The sequence below is a fragment of the Kitasatospora sp. NPDC053057 genome, from assembly GCF_044546945.1.
Lineage (GTDB): Bacteria > Actinomycetota > Actinomycetes > Streptomycetales > Streptomycetaceae > Kitasatospora.
Window position 1 is genome coordinate 110,557 of record NZ_JBITZP010000013.1, and the last position, 18,350, is coordinate 128,906.

The 18,350-nt window shown below is 73.9% G+C and carries 16 protein-coding genes and 1 tRNA gene; 14 read left to right on the plus strand and 3 right to left on the minus strand.

The window, feature by feature from the left end:
- Window positions 1-4 precede the first annotated feature (4 nt).
- The 8 genes from glp to ACIG5E_RS16425 all read left to right on the plus strand — a co-directional run bounded on the left by glp (window position 5) and on the right by ACIG5E_RS16425 (window position 7,621).
- Window positions 5-1,342, plus strand: coding sequence for a gephyrin-like molybdotransferase Glp (gene glp, locus ACIG5E_RS16390; RefSeq protein WP_396534085.1), 1,338 nt, complete (start codon window positions 5-7; stop codon window positions 1,340-1,342).
- A gap of 175 nt (window positions 1,343-1,517) precedes the next feature.
- Window positions 1,518-1,958: a cyclic pyranopterin monophosphate synthase MoaC gene (gene moaC, locus ACIG5E_RS16395; RefSeq protein ID WP_396534160.1), complete on the plus strand. Its 441-nt coding sequence runs from the start codon at window positions 1,518-1,520 to the stop codon at window positions 1,956-1,958.
- A complete protein-coding gene (locus ACIG5E_RS16400) occupies window positions 1,955-2,458 on the plus strand; it encodes a molybdenum cofactor biosynthesis protein B (protein ID WP_396534086.1) in 504 nt (167 codons plus the stop codon). Before moaC ends, ACIG5E_RS16400 begins: the two co-directional genes overlap by 4 nt.
- 38 nt (window positions 2,459-2,496) lie before the next feature.
- The gene (locus ACIG5E_RS16405; RefSeq protein WP_396534087.1) at window positions 2,497-3,081 is read left to right on the plus strand and encodes a GNAT family N-acetyltransferase; all 585 of its coding nucleotides are present in this window, start codon (window positions 2,497-2,499) and stop codon (window positions 3,079-3,081) included.
- A 150-nt stretch (window positions 3,082-3,231) separates the two neighbouring features.
- Window positions 3,232-4,236: a hypothetical protein gene (locus ACIG5E_RS16410; protein ID WP_396534088.1), complete on the plus strand. Its 1,005-nt coding sequence runs from the start codon at window positions 3,232-3,234 to the stop codon at window positions 4,234-4,236.
- Between the two features lie 72 nt (window positions 4,237-4,308).
- Window positions 4,309-4,382: transfer RNA gene (locus tag ACIG5E_RS16415), tRNA-Ala, on the plus strand.
- Window positions 4,383-4,745: 363 nt separating this feature from the next.
- Window positions 4,746-5,975: a glycosyltransferase 87 family protein gene (locus ACIG5E_RS16420; protein WP_396534089.1), complete on the plus strand. Its 1,230-nt coding sequence runs from the start codon at window positions 4,746-4,748 to the stop codon at window positions 5,973-5,975.
- A gap of 26 nt (window positions 5,976-6,001) precedes the next feature.
- Window positions 6,002-7,621, plus strand: a complete 1,620-nt coding sequence (locus ACIG5E_RS16425; RefSeq protein ID WP_396534090.1) for a DUF2079 domain-containing protein — start codon at window positions 6,002-6,004, stop codon at window positions 7,619-7,621.
- A 13-nt stretch (window positions 7,622-7,634) separates the two neighbouring features.
- On the opposite strand, the gene ACIG5E_RS16430 is transcribed toward ACIG5E_RS16425, so the two are convergent.
- The 3 genes from ACIG5E_RS16430 to ACIG5E_RS16440 all read right to left on the minus strand — a co-directional run bounded on the left by ACIG5E_RS16430 (window position 7,635) and on the right by ACIG5E_RS16440 (window position 10,336).
- Complete coding sequence (locus ACIG5E_RS16430) at window positions 7,635-8,057, minus strand: universal stress protein (protein WP_396534091.1); 423 nt, start codon at window positions 8,055-8,057, stop codon at window positions 7,635-7,637.
- 87 nt (window positions 8,058-8,144) lie between these two features.
- Entirely contained in the window at window positions 8,145-9,011 is an 867-nt protein-coding gene (locus ACIG5E_RS16435; protein WP_396534092.1) for a peptidase, read from the minus strand.
- Window positions 9,012-9,013: 2 nt separating this feature from the next.
- Window positions 9,014-10,336, minus strand: a complete 1,323-nt coding sequence (locus ACIG5E_RS16440) for a VWA domain-containing protein (RefSeq protein ID WP_396534093.1) — start codon at window positions 10,334-10,336, stop codon at window positions 9,014-9,016.
- 174 nt (window positions 10,337-10,510) lie between these two features.
- Here ACIG5E_RS16440 and ACIG5E_RS16445 point away from each other — a divergent pair, with 174 nt between their 5' ends.
- The 6 genes from ACIG5E_RS16445 (at window position 10,511) to ACIG5E_RS16470 (ending at window position 18,306) form a co-directional block, all read left to right on the plus strand.
- Window positions 10,511-11,359 carry an ATP-binding cassette domain-containing protein gene (locus ACIG5E_RS16445; protein WP_396534094.1) on the plus strand — a complete coding sequence of 283 codons (849 nt, stop codon included), beginning with the start codon at window positions 10,511-10,513 and terminating at the stop codon, window positions 11,357-11,359.
- Window positions 11,356-12,039 carry an ABC transporter gene (locus tag ACIG5E_RS16450; protein ID WP_396534095.1) on the plus strand — a complete coding sequence of 228 codons (684 nt, stop codon included), beginning with the start codon at window positions 11,356-11,358 and terminating at the stop codon, window positions 12,037-12,039. Before ACIG5E_RS16445 ends, ACIG5E_RS16450 begins: the two co-directional genes overlap by 4 nt.
- A gap of 156 nt (window positions 12,040-12,195) precedes the next feature.
- Complete coding sequence (locus ACIG5E_RS16455) at window positions 12,196-13,527, plus strand: FtsW/RodA/SpoVE family cell cycle protein (protein ID WP_396534096.1); 1,332 nt, start codon at window positions 12,196-12,198, stop codon at window positions 13,525-13,527.
- Window positions 13,527-15,035, plus strand: a complete 1,509-nt coding sequence (locus ACIG5E_RS16460) for a penicillin-binding transpeptidase domain-containing protein (RefSeq protein ID WP_396534097.1) — start codon at window positions 13,527-13,529, stop codon at window positions 15,033-15,035. Before ACIG5E_RS16455 ends, ACIG5E_RS16460 begins: the two co-directional genes overlap by 1 nt.
- A gap of 179 nt (window positions 15,036-15,214) precedes the next feature.
- The gene (locus ACIG5E_RS16465) at window positions 15,215-16,768 is read left to right on the plus strand and encodes an amino acid permease (RefSeq protein ID WP_396534098.1); all 1,554 of its coding nucleotides are present in this window, start codon (window positions 15,215-15,217) and stop codon (window positions 16,766-16,768) included.
- A 128-nt stretch (window positions 16,769-16,896) separates the two neighbouring features.
- The gene (locus ACIG5E_RS16470; protein ID WP_396534099.1) at window positions 16,897-18,306 is read left to right on the plus strand and encodes a glycosyltransferase 87 family protein; all 1,410 of its coding nucleotides are present in this window, start codon (window positions 16,897-16,899) and stop codon (window positions 18,304-18,306) included.
- Window positions 18,307-18,350 lie beyond the last annotated feature (44 nt).

Consider the following 18,350-nt stretch of genomic DNA (forward strand, 5'->3'; position numbering starts at 1 on the left):
GCCGATGACCCGGTCCACGGAGCACAGCACCACCCCCGCAGCCTGCTGCGACGGGTCCGCGGACCGGGCACCGGCGGCTCCTCGTCTCTGGACGGTGGACGAGCACCGCGCCGACGTGCTGGCCGCGGTCGGCCCGCTGCCCGCGATCGAGCTCCAACTGCTCGACGCCCAGGGCTGCCGGCTGGAGGAGGACGTGGTCGCCGACGGCGACCTGCCGTCCTTCGACAACAGCTCGATGGACGGCTACGCGCTCCGCACCGCCGACACCGAGGGCGCCACCGACATCTACCCCTCGGTGCTCACCGTGATCGGCGACATCGCCGCCGGCGCGGGCGAACTGCCCAAGGTCGGCCCCGGCCAGGCCGCCCGGATCATGACCGGAGCGCCCCTGCCGCCCGGCGCCCAGGCCGTCGCCCCGGTCGAGTGGACCGACGGCGGCACCGGTACCGGGACGGCCGCCGCCGCGATGACCGCGCCGGTCGCCGGCGAGGAGGTCCGGGTGCTGCGCCCGGTCGCCGAGGGCGCCCACATCCGCCGCCGCGGCAGTGACGTCGCGGCCGGCACCACCGTGCTGGAGGCCGGCACCCGGCTCGGCCCCGCCCAGCTCGGCCTGCTCGCCGCGGTCGGCCGGGCCACCGTGAAGGTCCGCCCGCGCCCCCGGGTGGTGGTGCTCTCCACCGGCAGCGAGCTGGTCCAGCCCGGAGAGCCGGTCGGGCCCGGGCAGATCGCCGACTCCAACAGCTTCACCCTCACCGCGGCCGCCCAGGAGGCCGGCGCCATCGCCTACCGGGTCGGCGCCGTCCCCGACGACGCGGACCGGCTGCGCACTGTCCTGGAGGACCAGCTCGGCCGGGCCGACCTGATCGTCACCAGCGGCGGGGTCAGCGTCGGCGCGTACGACGTGGTCAAGGAGGTCTTCGAGTCCTACGGGGGCGTGGACTTCCGCAAGCTGCGGATGCAGCCCGGCAAGCCCCAGGGCTTCGGCCGGATCGGCGGCGCGGCCGGGGTGCCGCTGCTCGCCCTGCCGGGCAACCCGGTGAGCGCCTACATCTCCTTCGAGCTCTTCGTCCGCCCGGTCATCCGCACCATGCTGGGCGCGGCCGACGTCCACCGCCCGGTGGTGCGCGCGCTCTGCCAGTCCGCGCTGCGCTCCCCGGCCGGCCGTCGGCAGTTCCTGCGCGGCCGCTACTCGGCGGCCGACGGCACCGTGGAGCCGGTGGGCGGCGCCGACTCGCACCTGGTCGGGGCGCTGGCCCGGGCGAACTGCCTGATCACCGTCCCCGAGGAGACCACCGAGCTGCCGGCCGGCAGCGAGGTCGACGTGGTGTTGCTGGACTCCTGAGCCGCGGGCGGCACCCGCCCCGAGCCGCCGGGTCAAGAGCGCCCGGAGGCGAGCGGGCGGGTCGGAGAGGGGTACGGTAGCGCGGTATTCGACCTGCGCGCCCCTGGAGTTACCCGTGACGACACCGAACCCCGGCGACCGCCTCACCCACGTCGACGAGCAGGGCGCCGCCCGGATGGTCGACGTGTCCGGGAAGCCCACCACCGCGCGCACCGCCGTCGCCGCCGGCCGGGTCCGGGTCTCCCCGCAGGTGGTGGAGCTGCTGCGCGGCGAGGGCGTGCCCAAGGGGGACGCCCTCGCGGTGGCCCGGATCGCCGGGATCATGGGCGCCAAGAAGACCCCGGACCTGATCCCGCTCTGCCACCCGATCGCGGTCTCCGGCGTCAAGGTCGACCTCGCCGTCGCGGACGACGCCGTCGAGATCACCGCCACCGTGAAGACCGCCGACCGCACCGGCGTCGAGATGGAGGCGCTGACCTCGGTGACGGTCGCCGCGCTGACCGTGATCGACATGGTCAAGGCGGTGGACAAGGGCGCCGCCATCGAGTCCGTCCGGGTGCTCAGCAAGACCGGCGGCAAGAGCGGCGACTGGTTCGCGCCGGAGGTCGACGCATGAAGGCGCTCGCCGTGACGGTCTCCAACCGGGCCTCGGCCGGGGTGTACGAGGACAAGGGCGGCCCGCTGCTGGTGGCCGGACTGACCGCGATGGGCTTCACCGTCGACGGCCCCCGGGTCGTCCCGGACGGCGAGCCGGTCGAGGCCGTGCTGCGCGAGGCCGTCGCCGCCGGGTACGACGTGGTGCTGACCACCGGCGGCACCGGCATCTCGCCGATGGACCTCACCCCCGAGATGACCGCCCGGGTCATCGACCGGCAGATCCCCGGCATCGCCGAGGCGATCCGCGCGTACGGCCGCGACAAGGTGCCGACCGCGGCGCTCTCCCGCGGGCTCGCCGGGCTCGCCGGACGTACCCTGATCGTCAACCTGCCGGGCTCGACCGGCGGCGTCAAGGACGGCCTGGCCGTCCTGGAGCCGCTGCTCGCCCACGCCGTCGACCAGCTCGGCGGCGGGGACCACCCCCGGCCCGACGCACCAGCTTCCGGGAGAGCGCACTGAACGCCGGTTGGCCGGTAGAACTCCAGGAGGGGGAGGTCGTGCTGCGCCCGATCCGGGCCCGCGACCAGCGCGAGTGGCAGGAGGTGAGCCGCCGCAACCGGGACTGGCTGCGCCGCTGGGAGGCCACCGTGCCGCCCGGCCCGGCGGGCCAGGCCGTCGGCCCCCGCCCGACGTACCGGCAGATGGTCCGCTTCCTGCGCGGCGAGGCCTCGGCCGGCCGGATGCTGCCCTTCGTGGTGCTCTACAAGGGCCAGCTGGTCGGCCAGTTGACCGTCGGCGGAATCACCTGGGGCTCGATGTGCTCGGCCAACATCGGCTACTGGATCGACGAGGCGGTGGCCGGCCGGGGCATCATGCCGACGGCCGTGGCGCTTTCGGTGCACTACTGCTTCCACACCCTCGGGCTGCACCGGATCGAGGTCTGCATCCGCCCGGAGAACGGCCCCAGCCGCCGGGTGGTGGAAAAGCTCGGCTTCCGCTCGGAGGGAATCCGCCCGCGCTATCTCCACATCGACGGGGACTGGCGGGACCACCTGGTCTACGCCCTGACCGCCGAGGAGGTCCCGGAGGGGATGCTGGAGCGCTGGCGGGCGATCAGTTCCGGCCGGGAATCACATAATTGAATATATGTTCGAATGAAATATCGATATGGCATCGGAGCGGTGGCGGACCGTCACAAATGCCGGCAAAATAGTCGGAGAATCAGCTTGATCACACGACACGCCGCGCCAAATTGCTGCCAGGCCTTCCCCGGCGCCCGTACGGTGTGAATCGTGAGCAGTAGCGGCCTTATCTACGCCGTCATCGTAGGGGCCTGGGCCGCCTATCTGGTGCCGATGTGGCTCCGCAGGCAGGACGAACTCAACGAGGCGCGCCCGACGGAACGCTTCAGCACCGCCATCCGCCTGCTGGCCGGGCGTTCGGCGCTGGAGCGGCGGGCAGCCCGGGCCCTGGGCGACGAACCGCGTGACGACGAGCAGAGCAACGATGGTCCTCCCGAACGGGACGAGGCCGCCTTCGGCGACCCCGTCGCGCCGGAGCCCGAACCCCCGGTGGAGCACCCGGCCGAACGGCCCGCCCCCGCGCGGGCGGCCGGTGGAGAGCGCCGGGCGCGGCTGCTGGCCCGCCGGCGCCGGATGGTCACCGCCCTCTTCCTCGCCTTCGCCCTCGGCGCGGTGGTCGCCGCGGTGGCCGGTCTCGCCTTCCTCTGGGTCCCGGCGGTCCCGGCGCTCCTCCTCACCCTCTACATCGGCCACCTGCGCAAGCTGGAGCGCCAGCGGTACGAGGTGAAGCTCGACCGGGTCCGGGCCGCCCAGGCGGCCGAGCGGCTGCGCCAGCGCGAGCGGCAGCGCGCCGAGGCCCCGACGGACGACCGGCCGACGGTCGAGGCCCCCGTCCCGGTGGAGCCGGCCCCGGCCGCGCCCGCCGAGCACCGGTCGGGCCGCCGCCCGCACCTGCGGCTGGCCACCGACGCCGGGGAGGCCACCGCCCCGGCGTCCTCCGCCTCCGCGGTGGCTGAGGCGACCGAGCACGAGGAGTGGGTCGACGGCATGCGCGAGCGCGGTGCGGCCGGCCCGGACTCCTGGGAGCCGGTGCCCGTCCCGCTGCCGACCTACGTCACCGCGCCGGTCGCCCCCCGGGTGTCCCGCGGCCTCGATCTGTCGGCCCCCGGCACCTGGACCGCCGGCCGCCCGACCGAGTCCCGCAGCACCCCGCTCTTCGACCAATACGCCGAAGCCCCGGCTCCGGAGTCCCGCCCCCGCGCGGCCAACGAATGACCGCCGTGACCACCCCCGACCAGGGGGGTGGTCACGGACGCCCTCCGAAAGGTGCTAGAGTTTCTTCTCGTTGGGGCTGTGGCGCAGTCCGGTAGCGCACCTCGTTCGCATCGAGGGGGTCAGGGGTTCGAATCCCCTCAGCTCCACCCAACGGACCGGTTCCGACCGGTCCACCAAATCCCGCCGGGAGTCAACTCCCGGCGGGATTTCGCGTTTTGCGGCCCCCGCGGGGAGCGGGCACTCACTCCGGTGACGGAGCTCACACCGCCTTCACCAGGGGGAATCTGACGCCCTTTGGGACTCAGGGGAGTCTCAGGGGGGTCGGTTATGGTGGGTGGGCCCAGACGCTGACGAGGGAACGATCTGGTCTATCTCAACGGGGTGCCATCGCGGTGCGCGAGTTCGGTCTGAAACGGTGGACGCGGCAGGCGGAACCGGCGGGGCCCGAGGGTGGCCCGGCAAGCGGAAGACCGAATTCCTGGACCATCGCGGCGGTCTGCGTCGCGGCGGTGTCGTTGGCGGCCTTCGTGGTCCAGCGGCACCTGCACGGGGCGAACATGGTCGACATGCTCGTCTACCGGGCCGAGGGCCAGGCCGTCGTCAACGGCGACGACCTGTACGCGATGCGGCTGCCCGGCTGGGACCTGCCGGCCACCTACCCGCCGTTCGCCGCGATGCTGTTCGTGCCGAGCACCTGGTTCGACGTGAGCCCGCTGCGCATCCTGGTGATGCTCGGCAACTACGCGCTGCTCGGCCTGGCCGTGCACCTGTCGCTCAAGCTGGCCGGCTGGCCCGCCCGGCGCTACCGCCCGGCCGCCACGATCCTCGCGACCGGCCTCGGGGTCTGGCTGGAGCCGGTGTACACCACCTTCCAGTACGGCCAGGTCAACCTCGCCATCCTCTGCCTGGTGCTGTGGGACCTGACCCGCCCGGACCGCAGCCGGTTCAAGGGCGTGGGCATCGGCCTGGCCACCGCGATCAAGATCACCCCGGGTCTGTTCACCGTCTACCTGCTCCTCACCGGCCGGATCCGGGCCGCCCTGGTCTCCATCGGCACCTTCCTGGCGGCCGGCCTGATCGGCTGGATCGTCCTGCCGGCCGGCTCGTACGGGTTCTGGATCAAGTACCTGTGGGACCCGAGCCGGGTCGGCGTCACCGTGCTGGTGGACAACCAGTCGCTGCGCGGGGCCGTCTGCCGGCTGCTCGACGCCAACGACCCCGGCACGGTCGGGCTGATCGCCACCGGGCTGGTCGCCACGCTCGGGCTCGGGGTGGCCGTGCTCGCCGGGCGCTCCGCCCGGGTGCTGCGCCGGGCCGACGCCTGGGGCGCCGTCTGCACCGCCCTCACCGCACTGCTGGTCTCCCCGATCAGCTGGACCCACCACTGGGTCTGGTGCATCCCGCTGATCGCCCTGCTGGCCGCGGAGGCCCGGAGCACCGGCCGCAGGGTGCTGCTGGGCGCGACGCTGGTGGTGTTCCTCTCCCACGTGATGTGGGCCGTGCCGCACCGCTGGGGCCGCGGGGTCGCCTGGTACTGGCAGCTGCCCGGCTCGATCTACCCGCCGCTGGGCATCGCCGTGCTGGCCGTCATCGGCCTGCGGCTGTACCGCGCCCGGCGGCAGGAGGTCGACGCCTCGGCCGGGGCCTGGGCGCGGCTCGGCGCCAGGCTCGACCCCGATCGCGACCGGGACCCCGAGCACGACCCCGCCCGTGACCCCGCCCTGACCAATCGGACCTGACGGACCAGAGACGGACCGGAGCCGACGTGACCACCCAGACCGCGACCCCGTCGCCGCCCCTGGCCGCCGCGCCCGCCGCCCGCAGGGCCGCGGCCGTCCTGGGCTCGCCCGCCCGGCGCACCGTGCTGCTCAGCGCGCTGTGCTTCGCGGTGATGTGCGCCATCGGCCTGCAGGGCTGGGTCTCCGTCTCGCTCGGCGGCTTCGACCTCGGCATCTTCGACCAGGGCGTGCGCGGCTACTCCCACTTCCAACTGCCGGTCTCGACGCTGAAGTACTACCACCACGAGTTCCCGCCCGGGTTCTCGCTGCTGGGCGACCACTTCTCCCCGGTGCTGGCGCTGCTCGCGCCGCTGTACTGGATCTGGGACGACCCGCGCTCGCTGATCATCGGGCAGGCTCTGCTGTTCGCGCTCGGGGTGCCGCTGATCCGGCGGATCGCCGCGCACGCCTTCGCCGCCGCCGAGCCGAGCACCGCCCGCCGGGCCGCCGACCTGGCCGGGCTGGTCTACGCGCTCGGCTGGCCGCTGCTGGTCGCCTCCCGGGTGGGCTTCCACGAGGTTTCCTTCGCCGTCCCGCTGACCCTGCTGATGCTGGAGCGCGGCCAGGCCCGCCGCTACGGCACGGTGGTGCTCGCCGCGGTGCTGCTGTGCTGCACCAAGGAGGACCTCGGCCTGCTGGTCGGGGCGTACGGTCTGGTGCTGCTGCTGCGCACCCGCCGCACCGGGGACCGGGCCGGGCGGTTCACCGGGCTCGGCCTGCTGCTGGGCGGGCCGATCGCCTCGGCGGTGGCGATCAAGTGGCTGATCCCGGCGATGGGCGGCGAGCCGGGCTACTACTGGAACTACAAGGCGCTCGGCGACGACGGCGGTGACGCGCTGCGGAACCTGCTGCACGACCCGTTCCTGCTGGTGCAGACCGCCTTCGACCAGCCGCTGAAGCCACTGCTGCTGCTGTGGCTGTTCGGCACGCTGTTCCTGCTGCCGCTGCGCTCGGCCACCGTGCTGTGCATGCTGCCGCTGCTGGCCGAGCGGATCCTCTCCAGCAACCCCAACCACTGGTCGATCGCCCGGCACTACGACTCGATGCTCTGGCCCGTCCTGCTGACCGCCACCGTCGAGGTGCTGGGGCGGCTGAGCAGCGTCGAACGGCCCGAGCGGACCCGGCGGCGGGCCCGGCTGCTGGGCCTGGGCACGGTCGGGGTGGCGCTGATCGCGGCGGTGCCGATCGGGCTGCTGCAGCTGGCGGTGCCGTCCTCCTGGGAGCCCAGGGCGAGCGAGGCCGCGCTGGTCCGGGCGGCCAAGCTGATCCCGGACGGCGCCTCGGTGGAGGCGGACAACCAGATCGCGCCGCGGCTGACCGCCCGGACCGACGTGGTGCTGGTGGACGGGACGCCGCGCGGACGCGAGTACGTGCTGACCCGGTCCGACAAGCGGTCCTTCCCGTTCAAGACGGACAAGGAGCAGGCCGACCGGATCAAGCTGCTGCTGGCGCACGGCTACCGGCAGCTCTGGGCCGAGGACGGCGTGGTGCTGCTGCACCGGGAGAGCACCGAGCCGGTGCCCGGCGAGCACGTGCCGGGGCCGGGCAGCAAGCCGGTCCAGGACGAGGTGCCGTCCGACGTGGGCCACAACCTGTTCAAGGGCTGATCCGGGCCCGCCCTCAGACTCCCCGGACGATCACCACCGGGCAGGGCGCGTGGTGCAGGCAGTACTGGGCGACAGTGCCCAGCGGGGCGTCCGGCGGGGTGCTGTGACCGCGGTTGCCGAGGACGAGCAGGGCGGCGCCGGTCGCGGCGGCGACCAGGGCGGGGCCGGGCGGACCGGCCTTGAGCCGGCGGCGGAGCGGGACGGCGCAGGCGCCGGCCGTCTCGGCGAGGATCTCCGCGGCGCGGCGCTCGGGCTCGAAGCCGTCCAGCGCGGGCGGGACGAGGCCGTGCTCGCCGAGCAGGCAGGGGAAGTCCCAGACGGCCACCGCCTCCAGCGGGCCGCCGGTGAGGCCGGCCAGGCGGGCCGCCCAGCGCACGGCGGCGCGGGCCGGCGCGGAGCCGTCCACGCCGACCACGATTCGGCCGTGCGGTTGCATGGTTCGAGCGTAGACACGTGGGCGTGTCCGGACACGCCGGAGGGCCGGCCGGAGGGTGTCCGGCCGGCCCTCGATGGAGCGGGTCCGTTACGGGCGCTCGGCGTAGGAGCCGTGCTGGTGCGAGCCCTGGGGCGGGACGGCGCCGTAGTGGCCGGGGCGGCGGCCGCGCGGGTGCCTGGTCAGGTGGTAGCCGAGGACGCCGGCCAGGGCGGCCAGGAAGCCGCCGCCGATGGTCCAGTACCAGCGGCTGTTCCAGCCGGAGAACCAGCCGGTGTACCAGTGCTCCTTCTCCGCGACCGGGGCCGCGGCCTTGGCGGTGCTCGCACCGCCGCCGACCGGCGGGACCAGCGGGGCCTTGAGCTCGCCGCCCTCGGGCTGGGCGTTGTCGGCGTTGCCCTTGGCGGCGACGTGCAGCTGGGCCGTGGCGGCCAGGCCGAGGTCGGGCTGCGGGGCGTCGGTGACCGACAGCCGGACGTAGTAGGTGCCGGGCAGCGGGTCGCCGGACCACGGCTCGGCCCAGGTGCGGACCTCTCGCAGGGTGCAGTTCAGCGCCAGGGTGGTGACGCTCTGGTCGCCGGTGGCGTTCTGGGTGCCGGCGGTGCAGGCCTGGCGGCGGCGCAGCCCGTCGAAGACCTCGACGGTCCAGGTCTGCGGGCCGTGCCGGTCGCCCGCCGGGGCCAGGTTGACGGTCAGGTTGACCGTCGGGGTCTGGCCCTCGGAGGCGCCGAACGCCCAGTACAGGTAGTCGCCGGTGGAGGCGGCGACGTTGGCGTCCTGGCCGGGGGAGAGGTTGACCGCGGTCAGGAAGGAGGTGCCGGCCTTGGTGACCGGGGCCGGGGTGCCGCTCGCGGTCGCCGAGGGTGACGGCGAGGCGGCGGAGGCGGCCGGGGCGCCCAGCGCGAGGGCGGGCAGCAGGGCGAGGGCGGCGAGGGCGCCGCGGATCGTGGTACGCATGGTCAGTTCTCCCGCCAGACGGCGATCCGCCAGCGTGCGATCCAGCCGGAGACCAGGCCGAAGGCCAGGCCGGCCAGGGTGAGGGTGAGCAGCAGGATCCAGCCGCGGCCGAGGCCCATCGCGGCGCCCTCGGGGGCGGGCGAGGCGGAGGCCAGGTCCACGGTCAGCTCCAGCGGCATGCCGGGGTCGGTGTGGACGCCGGCCTGCGGGGCGAGCGAGTTGCTGACGACCAGGCAGACGGTGGTGTCCGGCTTGTCCTTGGCCGAGGCGGTCGGGCTCGCGGTGACGTAGCCCTTGGAGTCGTTGGTGGACCAGCGCAGGCCGGTGGAGATCACGTCGGTGCGGGTGCTGCCGGCGTCGGTGCCGCGGACGAGTTCCTGGCCGGTGGCGCTGGTGGCCTGGAGCAGGACGCCGTAGTCCCGGGCCATCGCACGGTCGAGGCCCACGCTGACCGAGGCACGAAGCTCCTGGCCGGACTTGACCGGGACCTTGTAGACGCGGTGCTCGGAGAACTTCTCCCGGTCGCTGTAGACGCCGGGGGTGAGCACCGGGGCGCTCTCGCACTTGTCGGTGCCGGTGGTCTTGACCGGGTTGACGGTGTAGGTGTCGTCGTTGCGGTCGATCAGCTGCTTCACCTTGCCGGTGAGCTGCTCCGGGGTGCGGACGTCGGTGTAGGTGCCGCCGGTCGCGTTGGCGATGCAGATCAGCTGCTGGCGGGTCTTGTCGTCGTGCGCCAGGCCAAGGGTGTCGACCACCAGGTGGACGCCCTGGGCGGCGAGTTCGCGGGCCACGTCGCACGGGTCCGGCGGGGAGCAGTCGTCCTCGCCGTCGGTGATCAGGACGATCCGGCGGGTCGCGTCGCCCTTGCCGAGGTCCTGGGCCGCGCCGCGCAGGGCCAGGCCGATCGGGGTCCAGCCGGTGGGGCGCAGGGTGGCGACCGCGGTCTTGGCCTCGACCTTGTTGGTCTTGCCGACCGGGAAGAGCTGCTTGGTGTCCTGGCAGCCGACGGCCTTGTCGTTGCCGGGGTAGGTGGCGCCGAGGGTCCGGATGCCGAACTCGGCTTCCGCGGGCAGGGCGTCGATCACCTCGTTCAGCGAGTTCTGGGCCACCGAGATGCGGCTCTTGCCCTGGATGTCAGCGGTGTTCATGGAGCCGCTGACATCCAGGATCAGGTCGACCTTGGGGGCCTCCTGGGTCGCGGGGGAGGCGCCGGCTGAGGGTTCGTCGGCGTGGGCGGGCAGGCCGAGGAGCAGCGAGGCGCCCGTTATCGCCAGGGCGGCCAGCAGGCTGCCGAGCCTGGTCTTCGGTCGTCGTCCGGTATTCACCCGGCGATCCTAGGGATCATCAGTTCGTCAAGGCCAAACGAGACCGGACGGTGCACTCGCCGGCCCCGGCGTGAACTCCGGCGCACGGGAGGGCGATTGCCGGTCGCGGTACTCACGCCGGCCTTACCCGCGGTGGATAGCCTTCCTGCGGTTCGGAGGGAGGCGGGGGTGCGGATGGAGCTGACCGCGGTCGGCAAGCGGTACGGGCGGGGCGGCCGGTGGATCCTGCGTGATGTCCAGCTGGCGGTCGGGCCGGGGGAGTTGGTGCGGATCGCCGGGGCGAACGGGAGCGGCAAGTCGACCCTGCTGCGGCTGGTGGCCGGGATCGAGCGGCCGAGCACCGGCCGGGTGGTGCGGCCTGGTGCGGCGGCGTACGTGCCGGAGCGCTTCCCGCCGGCGCTGCCGTTCGACGCCGCCTCGTACCTGCTGCGGGTGGGCCGGGTGCACGGGCTGTCGGCGGCGGTGGCGCGGCGGCGGTCCGGGGAGTGGCTGGACCGGTTCGGCATCGCGGACCGGGCGGGCACCCCGCTGAGCCGGCTGTCCAAGGGCACCTGCCAGAAGGTCGCGGTGGCGCAGGCGCTGATCGCCGAGGCCCGGGTGCTGCTGCTGGACGAGGCCTGGACCGGGCTGGACCCGGGGGCCAGGGCGGTGCTGGACGAGGCGGCCGCCGAGCGGGCGGCGGCGGGCGGCACGGTGCTGTTCGTGGACCACGACCCGGCCCGGCTGGCCGGGCGGACCAGCGCCGCCTACCGCGTCGGCGCGGACGGCGGGCTTCGCCCGGCGGAGGAGGAGCCGCGGGCGGCGGACGGGGGCGGGCCGGTGATGGAGATCGAGGTGGACGCCCCGGAGGGCACCCCGCTGCCGGAGCGGCTGCCCGGCGCGCCGGAGTCGACCGCGCTGGGCGGGACGGCGGTGCGGCTGACGGTGCCGGCCGCGCACTCGGACGCGCTGCTGCGCAGCCTGCTGCTCGGCCGCCCGGCCGTACGGGTGCTGGCGGTGCGTCGGCGGGAGGAGGAGCGATGAGGCAGGTCGGGGCGCTGACCCGGTACCACCTGGAGCTGCTGGTGCGCTCGCACGCCTGGCTGCCGCCGTTCCTGGTGTTCGCACTGCTGCTGGTGATCGGGGTGACGGCGGGGGACCCGCTGCTGGGCGGGCTCGGCTACGGCGCGGGGCTGCTGGTGCCGGTGAGCGCCTGGTACGTGCGCAGCGCGTTGACCGCCGAGCCGCCGGCCTCGCGGGCCTGCCTGGTCGCGGTGGCGGGACCGGCGCGGGTGCACCTGGGCGCGCTGCTGGCGGCGCTGACGGCAGCCCTGCTGCTGGCGGTGGGCGAGGTGGCGGCGCTGTGGTGGATCAGCGGGGCGGTGGCCAACCCGGGGGCGCAGCGGGACCCGGGGGTCGGGCCGGCGCTGCTGGCCGGGCTGACCACCTCGGTGGTCTGCGTGCTGCTGGGGGTGCTGGCCGGGGCGCTGGGCAACCGTCCGGTACTGGTCCGCGCGCCGTACGGCATCCTGGCGGCGCTGGGCCTGGCCGCGGCGGCGCTGGTGGTGCCGGTCTCGCCGGCCAACGCGGCGGTGCGCGGGGTGGTGGCGGCGGCCCGGACCGGGCGGCCGGTCGTGCCCTGGGGGGAGCTGCTGCTGGCCGTCGCCCTGTTCGTCGCGGTCGGGGCCGGGGTGGCGGCGCTGGCCGGGCGGCGGCCGGAGTGAGGGCGGTGTCCGCAATTGCGGACACACCGCAGTGAAGAACACATCCACATGGATAGCGCTCGTTAGGGTGACGAACCAGGCGTCGGCGCCCGGACCCGGCCGGCCTCTTCGACCCCCCCGCCTCCCCCAGGACGGTCCGTGGCGACACCCTCCGCCGTGACGAGATCCGCCGCCCGGCCGAACCGGCCGGTGCCGAGCGGGCGCACCACCGAGCTGGTGCTGGTGCTGGCCGCCGCCCTGACCGCCGTGTTCGGCTACGTCGAGGTGGGCGTCAACCTCGACGGCGAGGTGCCGGCCGCCGCCGCCCAGTACGGGGCCGCGCTCGGCGTGCTCGCCCTGGCGGCGCACGGCGTGGTCCGCCGCCGGGCCCGGTACGCGGATCCGCTGCTGCTGCCGATCGCGGTGCTGCTCAACGGGATCGGACTGGTGGTGATCCACCGTCTCGATCGGGCCACCCCGGGCCGCGAGGCGGCCTCCACCCAGCTGCTCTGGTCGAGCCTGGGGGTGGCGCTGTTCATCGCCGTGCTGCTGCTGGTGCGCGACCACCGGCGGCTGCGGCGCTACGCCTACCTCGGGGCGCTGGTGGCGCTGGTCCTGCTGGTGGTGCCGATCCTCTTCCCGCCGGTGTACGGCTCCCGGATCTGGATCGTCGTCGGGCCGCTCTCCTTCCAGCCCGGGGAGTTCGCCAAGATCCTGCTGGCGGTCTTCTTCGCCGCCTACCTGGCGGTGCACCGGGACGCGCTGGCGCTCACCGGGCGCCGGGTCTGGCGCTGGCAGCTGCCGCGCGGGCGGGTGCTCGGGCCGGTGCTGATGATCTGGGCGGCCTTCGTCGGGGTGCTGGTGCTGGAGACGGACCTCGGGATGTCCCTGCTGTACTTCGGCCTGTTCGTGGTGATGCTCTACGTGGCCACCGCGCGCACCGGCTGGATCGCGATCGGGCTGGGCCTGGCGGCGGTCGGCGCGGTGACGGTGGGCTGGCTCTCGCCGCACGTGCACAGCCGGGTGGTGGACTGGCTGGACCCGCTGGGCTCGATCGCGGAGGGCAAGGGCGCCAACCAGATCGCCCAGTCGCTGTTCGCCTTCGCCTGGGGCGGGGAGCTGGGCACCGGGCTGGGCAACGGGCACTCGGTGCTGATCGGCTTCGCCGCCAAGTCGGACTTCATCCTCGCCACCATCGGCGAGGAGCTCGGCCTGACCGGGCTGATCGCGGTGTTCCTGCTGTACGCGGTGCTGGTCTCGCGCGGCTTCCGGACCGGACTCGCGCTGCGCGACCCGTTCGGGCGGCTGCTGGCGATCGGGCTGGCGTCGACCGTCGGCCTGCAGGTGTTCGTGGTGGCGGGCGGGGTGCTCGCGCTGATCCCGCTGACCGGGATGACCATGCCGTTCATCGCCCAGGGCGGCTCCTCGGTGGTCACCAACTGGATCGTCGTCGCGCTGCTGGTGCGCATGAGCGACGACGCCCGGCGGCCGGCGCCGGAGGAGGGCTGATGGCCTCGACCCGTGCGCGGGGCAACGGCCCGCAGGGGCTGCCCGGGATCTCGGTCACCGGGCGCCGGGCGGCCACCTTCTGCCTGCTGCTGGTCGGGGCGCTGTGCGTGCAGGCCACTCGGGTGCAGGTCTTCGAGTCCGGGGATCTCGACCGCAACCAGGCCAACCAGCGGCTCACCGTCGAGCGCTACGCCCGGCCGCGCGGCGACATCCTGGTCGGCGGCCGGGCGGTGACCGGCTCCCGGCCGACCGGCGGCCGGTACGCGTACAAGCGCACCTACACCGACGGCCCGACGTACGCCGCCGTCACCGGCTTCGCCTCCCAGGCGTACGGCAACAGCCAGCTGGAGGGCACCGAGGACGACCTGCTGACCGGCACCGACGGCCGGCTGACCGGCTGGTCGCTGTGGGACGCGGTCGCCCGCCGGCAGAACCCCGGCGGGGACGTGTACACCACGATCGACCCGGCGGCCCAGCAGGCCGCGATGAGCGGGCTCGGCGACCAGAAGGGCGCGGTGGCCGCGATCGAGCCGGCCACCGGGCGGATCCTGGCGCTGGCCAGCACCCCCTCCTACGACCCGGGCGGCTTCGCCGGCTCCTCCGGCGCGGACCAGACGGCCTGGAACCGGTTGCAGACCGACACCGACCAGCCGATGCTCAACCGGGCGCTGCGCCAGACCTACCCGCCGGGCTCGACCTTCAAGGTGGTCACCGCCGCCGCGGCGCTGTCCTCCGGGGTGGTCACCGACCCGGGCGCGCCGACCGGGGCGCCCTTCCCGTACGTGCTGCCCGGGACGACCACGCCGCTGGTCAACGACAGTGCCGACTGCGACCGGCCGGGGCTGTCGCTGGACGCCGCGATGACCGCCAGCTGCAACAGCGTGCTGGGGTACCTCGGGGTGCGGACCGGGCTGTCGAAGGTGGTGGCGACGGCCGAGGCCTTCGGCTTCAACGACCCGAAGCTGGACGTGCCGGTGCGCCCGGCCCGGTCCAATGTGGACACCTCGATGGACCGGTCCCAGCTGGCGCTCTCCTCGATCGGGCAGTTCGACACCGCGGCCACCCCGCTGGTGATGGCGATGGTCGCGGCCGGGGTCGCCAACGACGGGACGGTGATGCGTCCACAGCTTGTGGACAAACTGACCAGGAGCGACGGCACCGAGGTGGAGCTGATGAAGCCGGAGGTCTACCGGCGGGCGATGACCCCGGCGGTGGCCGGGCAGGTGCGGAAGCTGATGACCGACGTGGTGGAGAACGGCACCGGCGGCAACGCCCGGATCGCCGGAGCGGTGGTCGGCGGGAAGACCGGCACCGCCCAGCACGGGGTGGACAACAGCGGGACGCCGTACGCCTGGTTCATCTCCTGGGCGAAGCCGGCCGGCTCGGCCGCGGTGCCGCCGGTCGCGGTGGCCGTCGTGGTCGCGGACAGTGACGCCACGGACGTCACGGGTGGCGCCCTGGCCGCCCCGATCGCCCGCTCGGTGATGCGGGCGGTATTGGGCCGCTGAGGCCAATCAGGCGCGTTGAGCTGGACGTTTAGCGGAACGGCTGGAGGTGTAGCGTGTGCGAAGTGTCCCGTTTGTTATGTCTGATGCGACGATTCGTACAATGCGCCGATCAGTATTGTTTGTTTGCGACACTGGTGTCTTCGCGGGGTACTGTCCCATGTTTGTTCGGTTGGTCCCCGATGACACCCCCCAGTGCCTCGGGTGACCGGCCACTAGGACACCCTCCCCCGCCTAGAAGGACCGCAGTTTTGGCCAGCAACACCCTTGGTGCGCGTCTGCTGCGACGCAAGCCCGTCTCGACCCTGATCGCGGAGAGTGAGGGCCACGGCCTTCCGGCCGGCGCACCCGAGGAGGGCGGACGCTCCGGCATCCACCTGCGTCGCTCGATCGGCCTCTGGCAGCTGTCCGCGATCGGCATCGGCGCCACCATCGGCACCGGCATCTTCTTCGTGCTCGGCAGTGCGGTCCCGGAGGCCGGACCGGCCGTCATCCTGTCCTTCGTGATCGCGGCGGTCACCGCCGGGCTCACCGCGCTCTGCTACGCCGAGATGGCCTCCGCGATCCCGGTCTCCGGCTCCTCGTACTCCTACGCCTACGCCACCCTCGGCGAGGGCGTCGCCTTCGGCGTCGGCATCTGCCTGCTGATGGAATACGGCGTCTCGGCCTCCGCGATCGCGGTGAGCTGGGCCGAGTACCTGAACAAGTTCCTCGACCTGGCCTTCGGGTTCAGGATCCCCGAGCAGCTCTCCGGCGCCCCCGGCGGCGGCCACTGGTTCAACCTGCCGGCGCTGCTGCTGGTCGCCATGGTCTGCTTCCTGCTGGTCCGCGGCGTCAGCGAGTCGGCGAAGGTCAACGCGGCCATGGTCGGGATCAAGATCCTCATCCTGCTGCTGTTCGTCGGCGTCGCCGTCACCGGCTTCAAGTCCGGCAACCTGACCCCGTTCATGCCGCTCGGCATCGGCGGCGTGCAGATGGCCGCCTCCAGCATCTTCTTCTCCTTCATCGGCATGGACGCCGTGTCCACCGCCGGTGAGGAGGTCAAGAACCCGCGCCGCACCCTGCCGATGGCGATCATCATCTCGCTGGTCGTGGTGACCCTGCTCTACATCCTGGTCGCCCTGGCCGGCATCGGTGCCCAGCCGTGGACCGAGTTCGGCGGCCAGGAGGCCGGGCTCGCCCAGATCATGCAGAACATCACCGGCCAGAGCTGGCCCGCGATGATCTTCGCGGTCGGCGCGATCATCTCGATCTTCAGCGTCACCCTCGTGGTGATCTACGGCCAGACCCGCATCCTGTACTCGATGGGCCGCGACGGCATGCTGCCCAAGCGCTTCGCCGAGCTCTCCCCGCGCACCGGTACCCCGGTCTGGAACACCCTGGTGGTCGGCGTCGGCGTGGGCGCGCTGGCCGCGTTCATCCCGCTGGACGTCCTGGCGGACATCACCAGCCTCGGCACCCTGATCGCCTTCTCGGTGGTCTCGATCGGCGTGATCGTCCTGCGCCGCACCCAGCCCGACCTGCCGCGCGGCTTCAAGGTCCCCGGCTACCCGGTCGTGCCGCTGCTCAGTGTCGGCTTCTGCGTCTACCTGATCACCGGCCTGCACGCCGACACCTTCCGGGCCGGGGCGATCGCCCTCGGCGTCGCCGTGGCCGTCTACTTCGGCTACAGCATCAAGCACTCCCGGCTGGAGCGGGCCGCGCAGCCGGTCCCGGTCGACACCAACGCCGGCTGACCGTGCCGTTACCCAATCGTGAAGGGCCGCCGCCAGGCACGACACCGGGCGGCCCTACGCGCGTAAACCACCACCAACCGCCCGACGCGATGGCGACAGGGCCCGGCTCGCACCCATAACCTTCCACCATGGTGAGCACCCGCACGCCCGGCTTCTCCCGCCCGCGCGGCCGCTTCACCGGCCGCGCCAGAACGCCGGCCCAGTCCATCAGCGCCGAACTGCCGTCCAGACCGGGGCGGCCGCCGAGGGGCTTCTCCACCCGGCCGTTCCCCCGGCAGCGTGGCGAGAGCACCTTTCCGCCCACGCCCGATCGGTGGAATCCCGCGCACCTCGCCTCGCTGCGCTGGGTCCAGTTGCTCGGCTGCCTGATCGCGGCCGGCTGGGCCGCGGCCTTCCCGCTCGTCTCCGACCTGGCCAACCAGCGGCTGTGGGGCCTCGTCGCGGCCCCCGCCTACGTCGTGGCCGGGCTCCTGTGCCTCACCCTGCCGCGCCGGTTCGCGGCCGAGGCCGCCGCCGTGGTCGCCCTGCTCGGAGCCGTGCTGGCCCCACTCGGGCTACTCGCCGTGACCGGCCGGCACCAGTCCGAGGTCATGGTGGTCGAACGCTCGGCCCACCTGCTGCTCACCACCGGCGACGTCTACCTCCCGCACCCGGTGGTGGTCACCGACTACAACCCGTACCTGCCCGCGATGTCCCTGTTCGGGCTGCCGCGCCAGCTGCTCGGCACCTCCACCGCCTTCGCCCGGGTCGCCGGGGACGCCCGGATCTGGTTCGCGCTCACCTTCATCGTCTGCCTGCTGGGAGCCTGGCGGCTGCTGCGGCCGTCCAGGGACCGGGCGCCGCTGCTGCCGCTGGCCGTCCTCACCGCCTCGCCGCTGATAGCGCTCGCCCTCGTCGTCGGCGGGGTGGACCTGCCGCTGATCGGGGTCTGCTGCCTGGCCATGGCGCTCGCCGAGCGGGACCGCACGATCAGCGCCGGGCTGGTGCTCGCCCTCGCCTGCAGCCTCAAGTGGACCGCCTGGCCCGCCCTGCCGGTGGCCGTCCTGCTGCTGTGGCGGCTGTACGGCCGGCGGCCCGCCGCCCGCACCGCGCTGATCGGGGTCGGGGTGAGCACGGCGGTGCTGCTGCCGTCGGTGCTGACCCAGCCGCAGGCGCTGCGCGACCAGGTGGTGCGCTTCCCGCTCGGGATGACCGCGATCCGCACCCCGGCCGGCAGCCCGCTGCCCGGCAAGGTGCTGGCCGGCTTCGGGCCGACCGGGCACTCCGTCTCCCTGGCGCTGATGACCATGGCCCTGGTCGGGGTGGCGATCTGGCTGCTGGCCCGGCCGCCGGTCTCCGCGATAGCCGCCGCCGACCTGCTGGCCGCCGGGCTGGCGATCGCCTTCACACTCGCCCCGGCCGGGCGGTTCGGGTACCTGGCGCTGCCCGCCGTGCTGGTGATCTGGCCCCGGCTGGCGGCCCGGCGCTGGAGCAGCCGCCGCCCGGTGCCGCCGCGCCCGGTGCCGGACGCGCCGACGCCCGCCGTGCCGCGGGGCTGATCCGGCCCACCGGCGGGCCGCGACGCGACGGAGCCCGCTCCGCC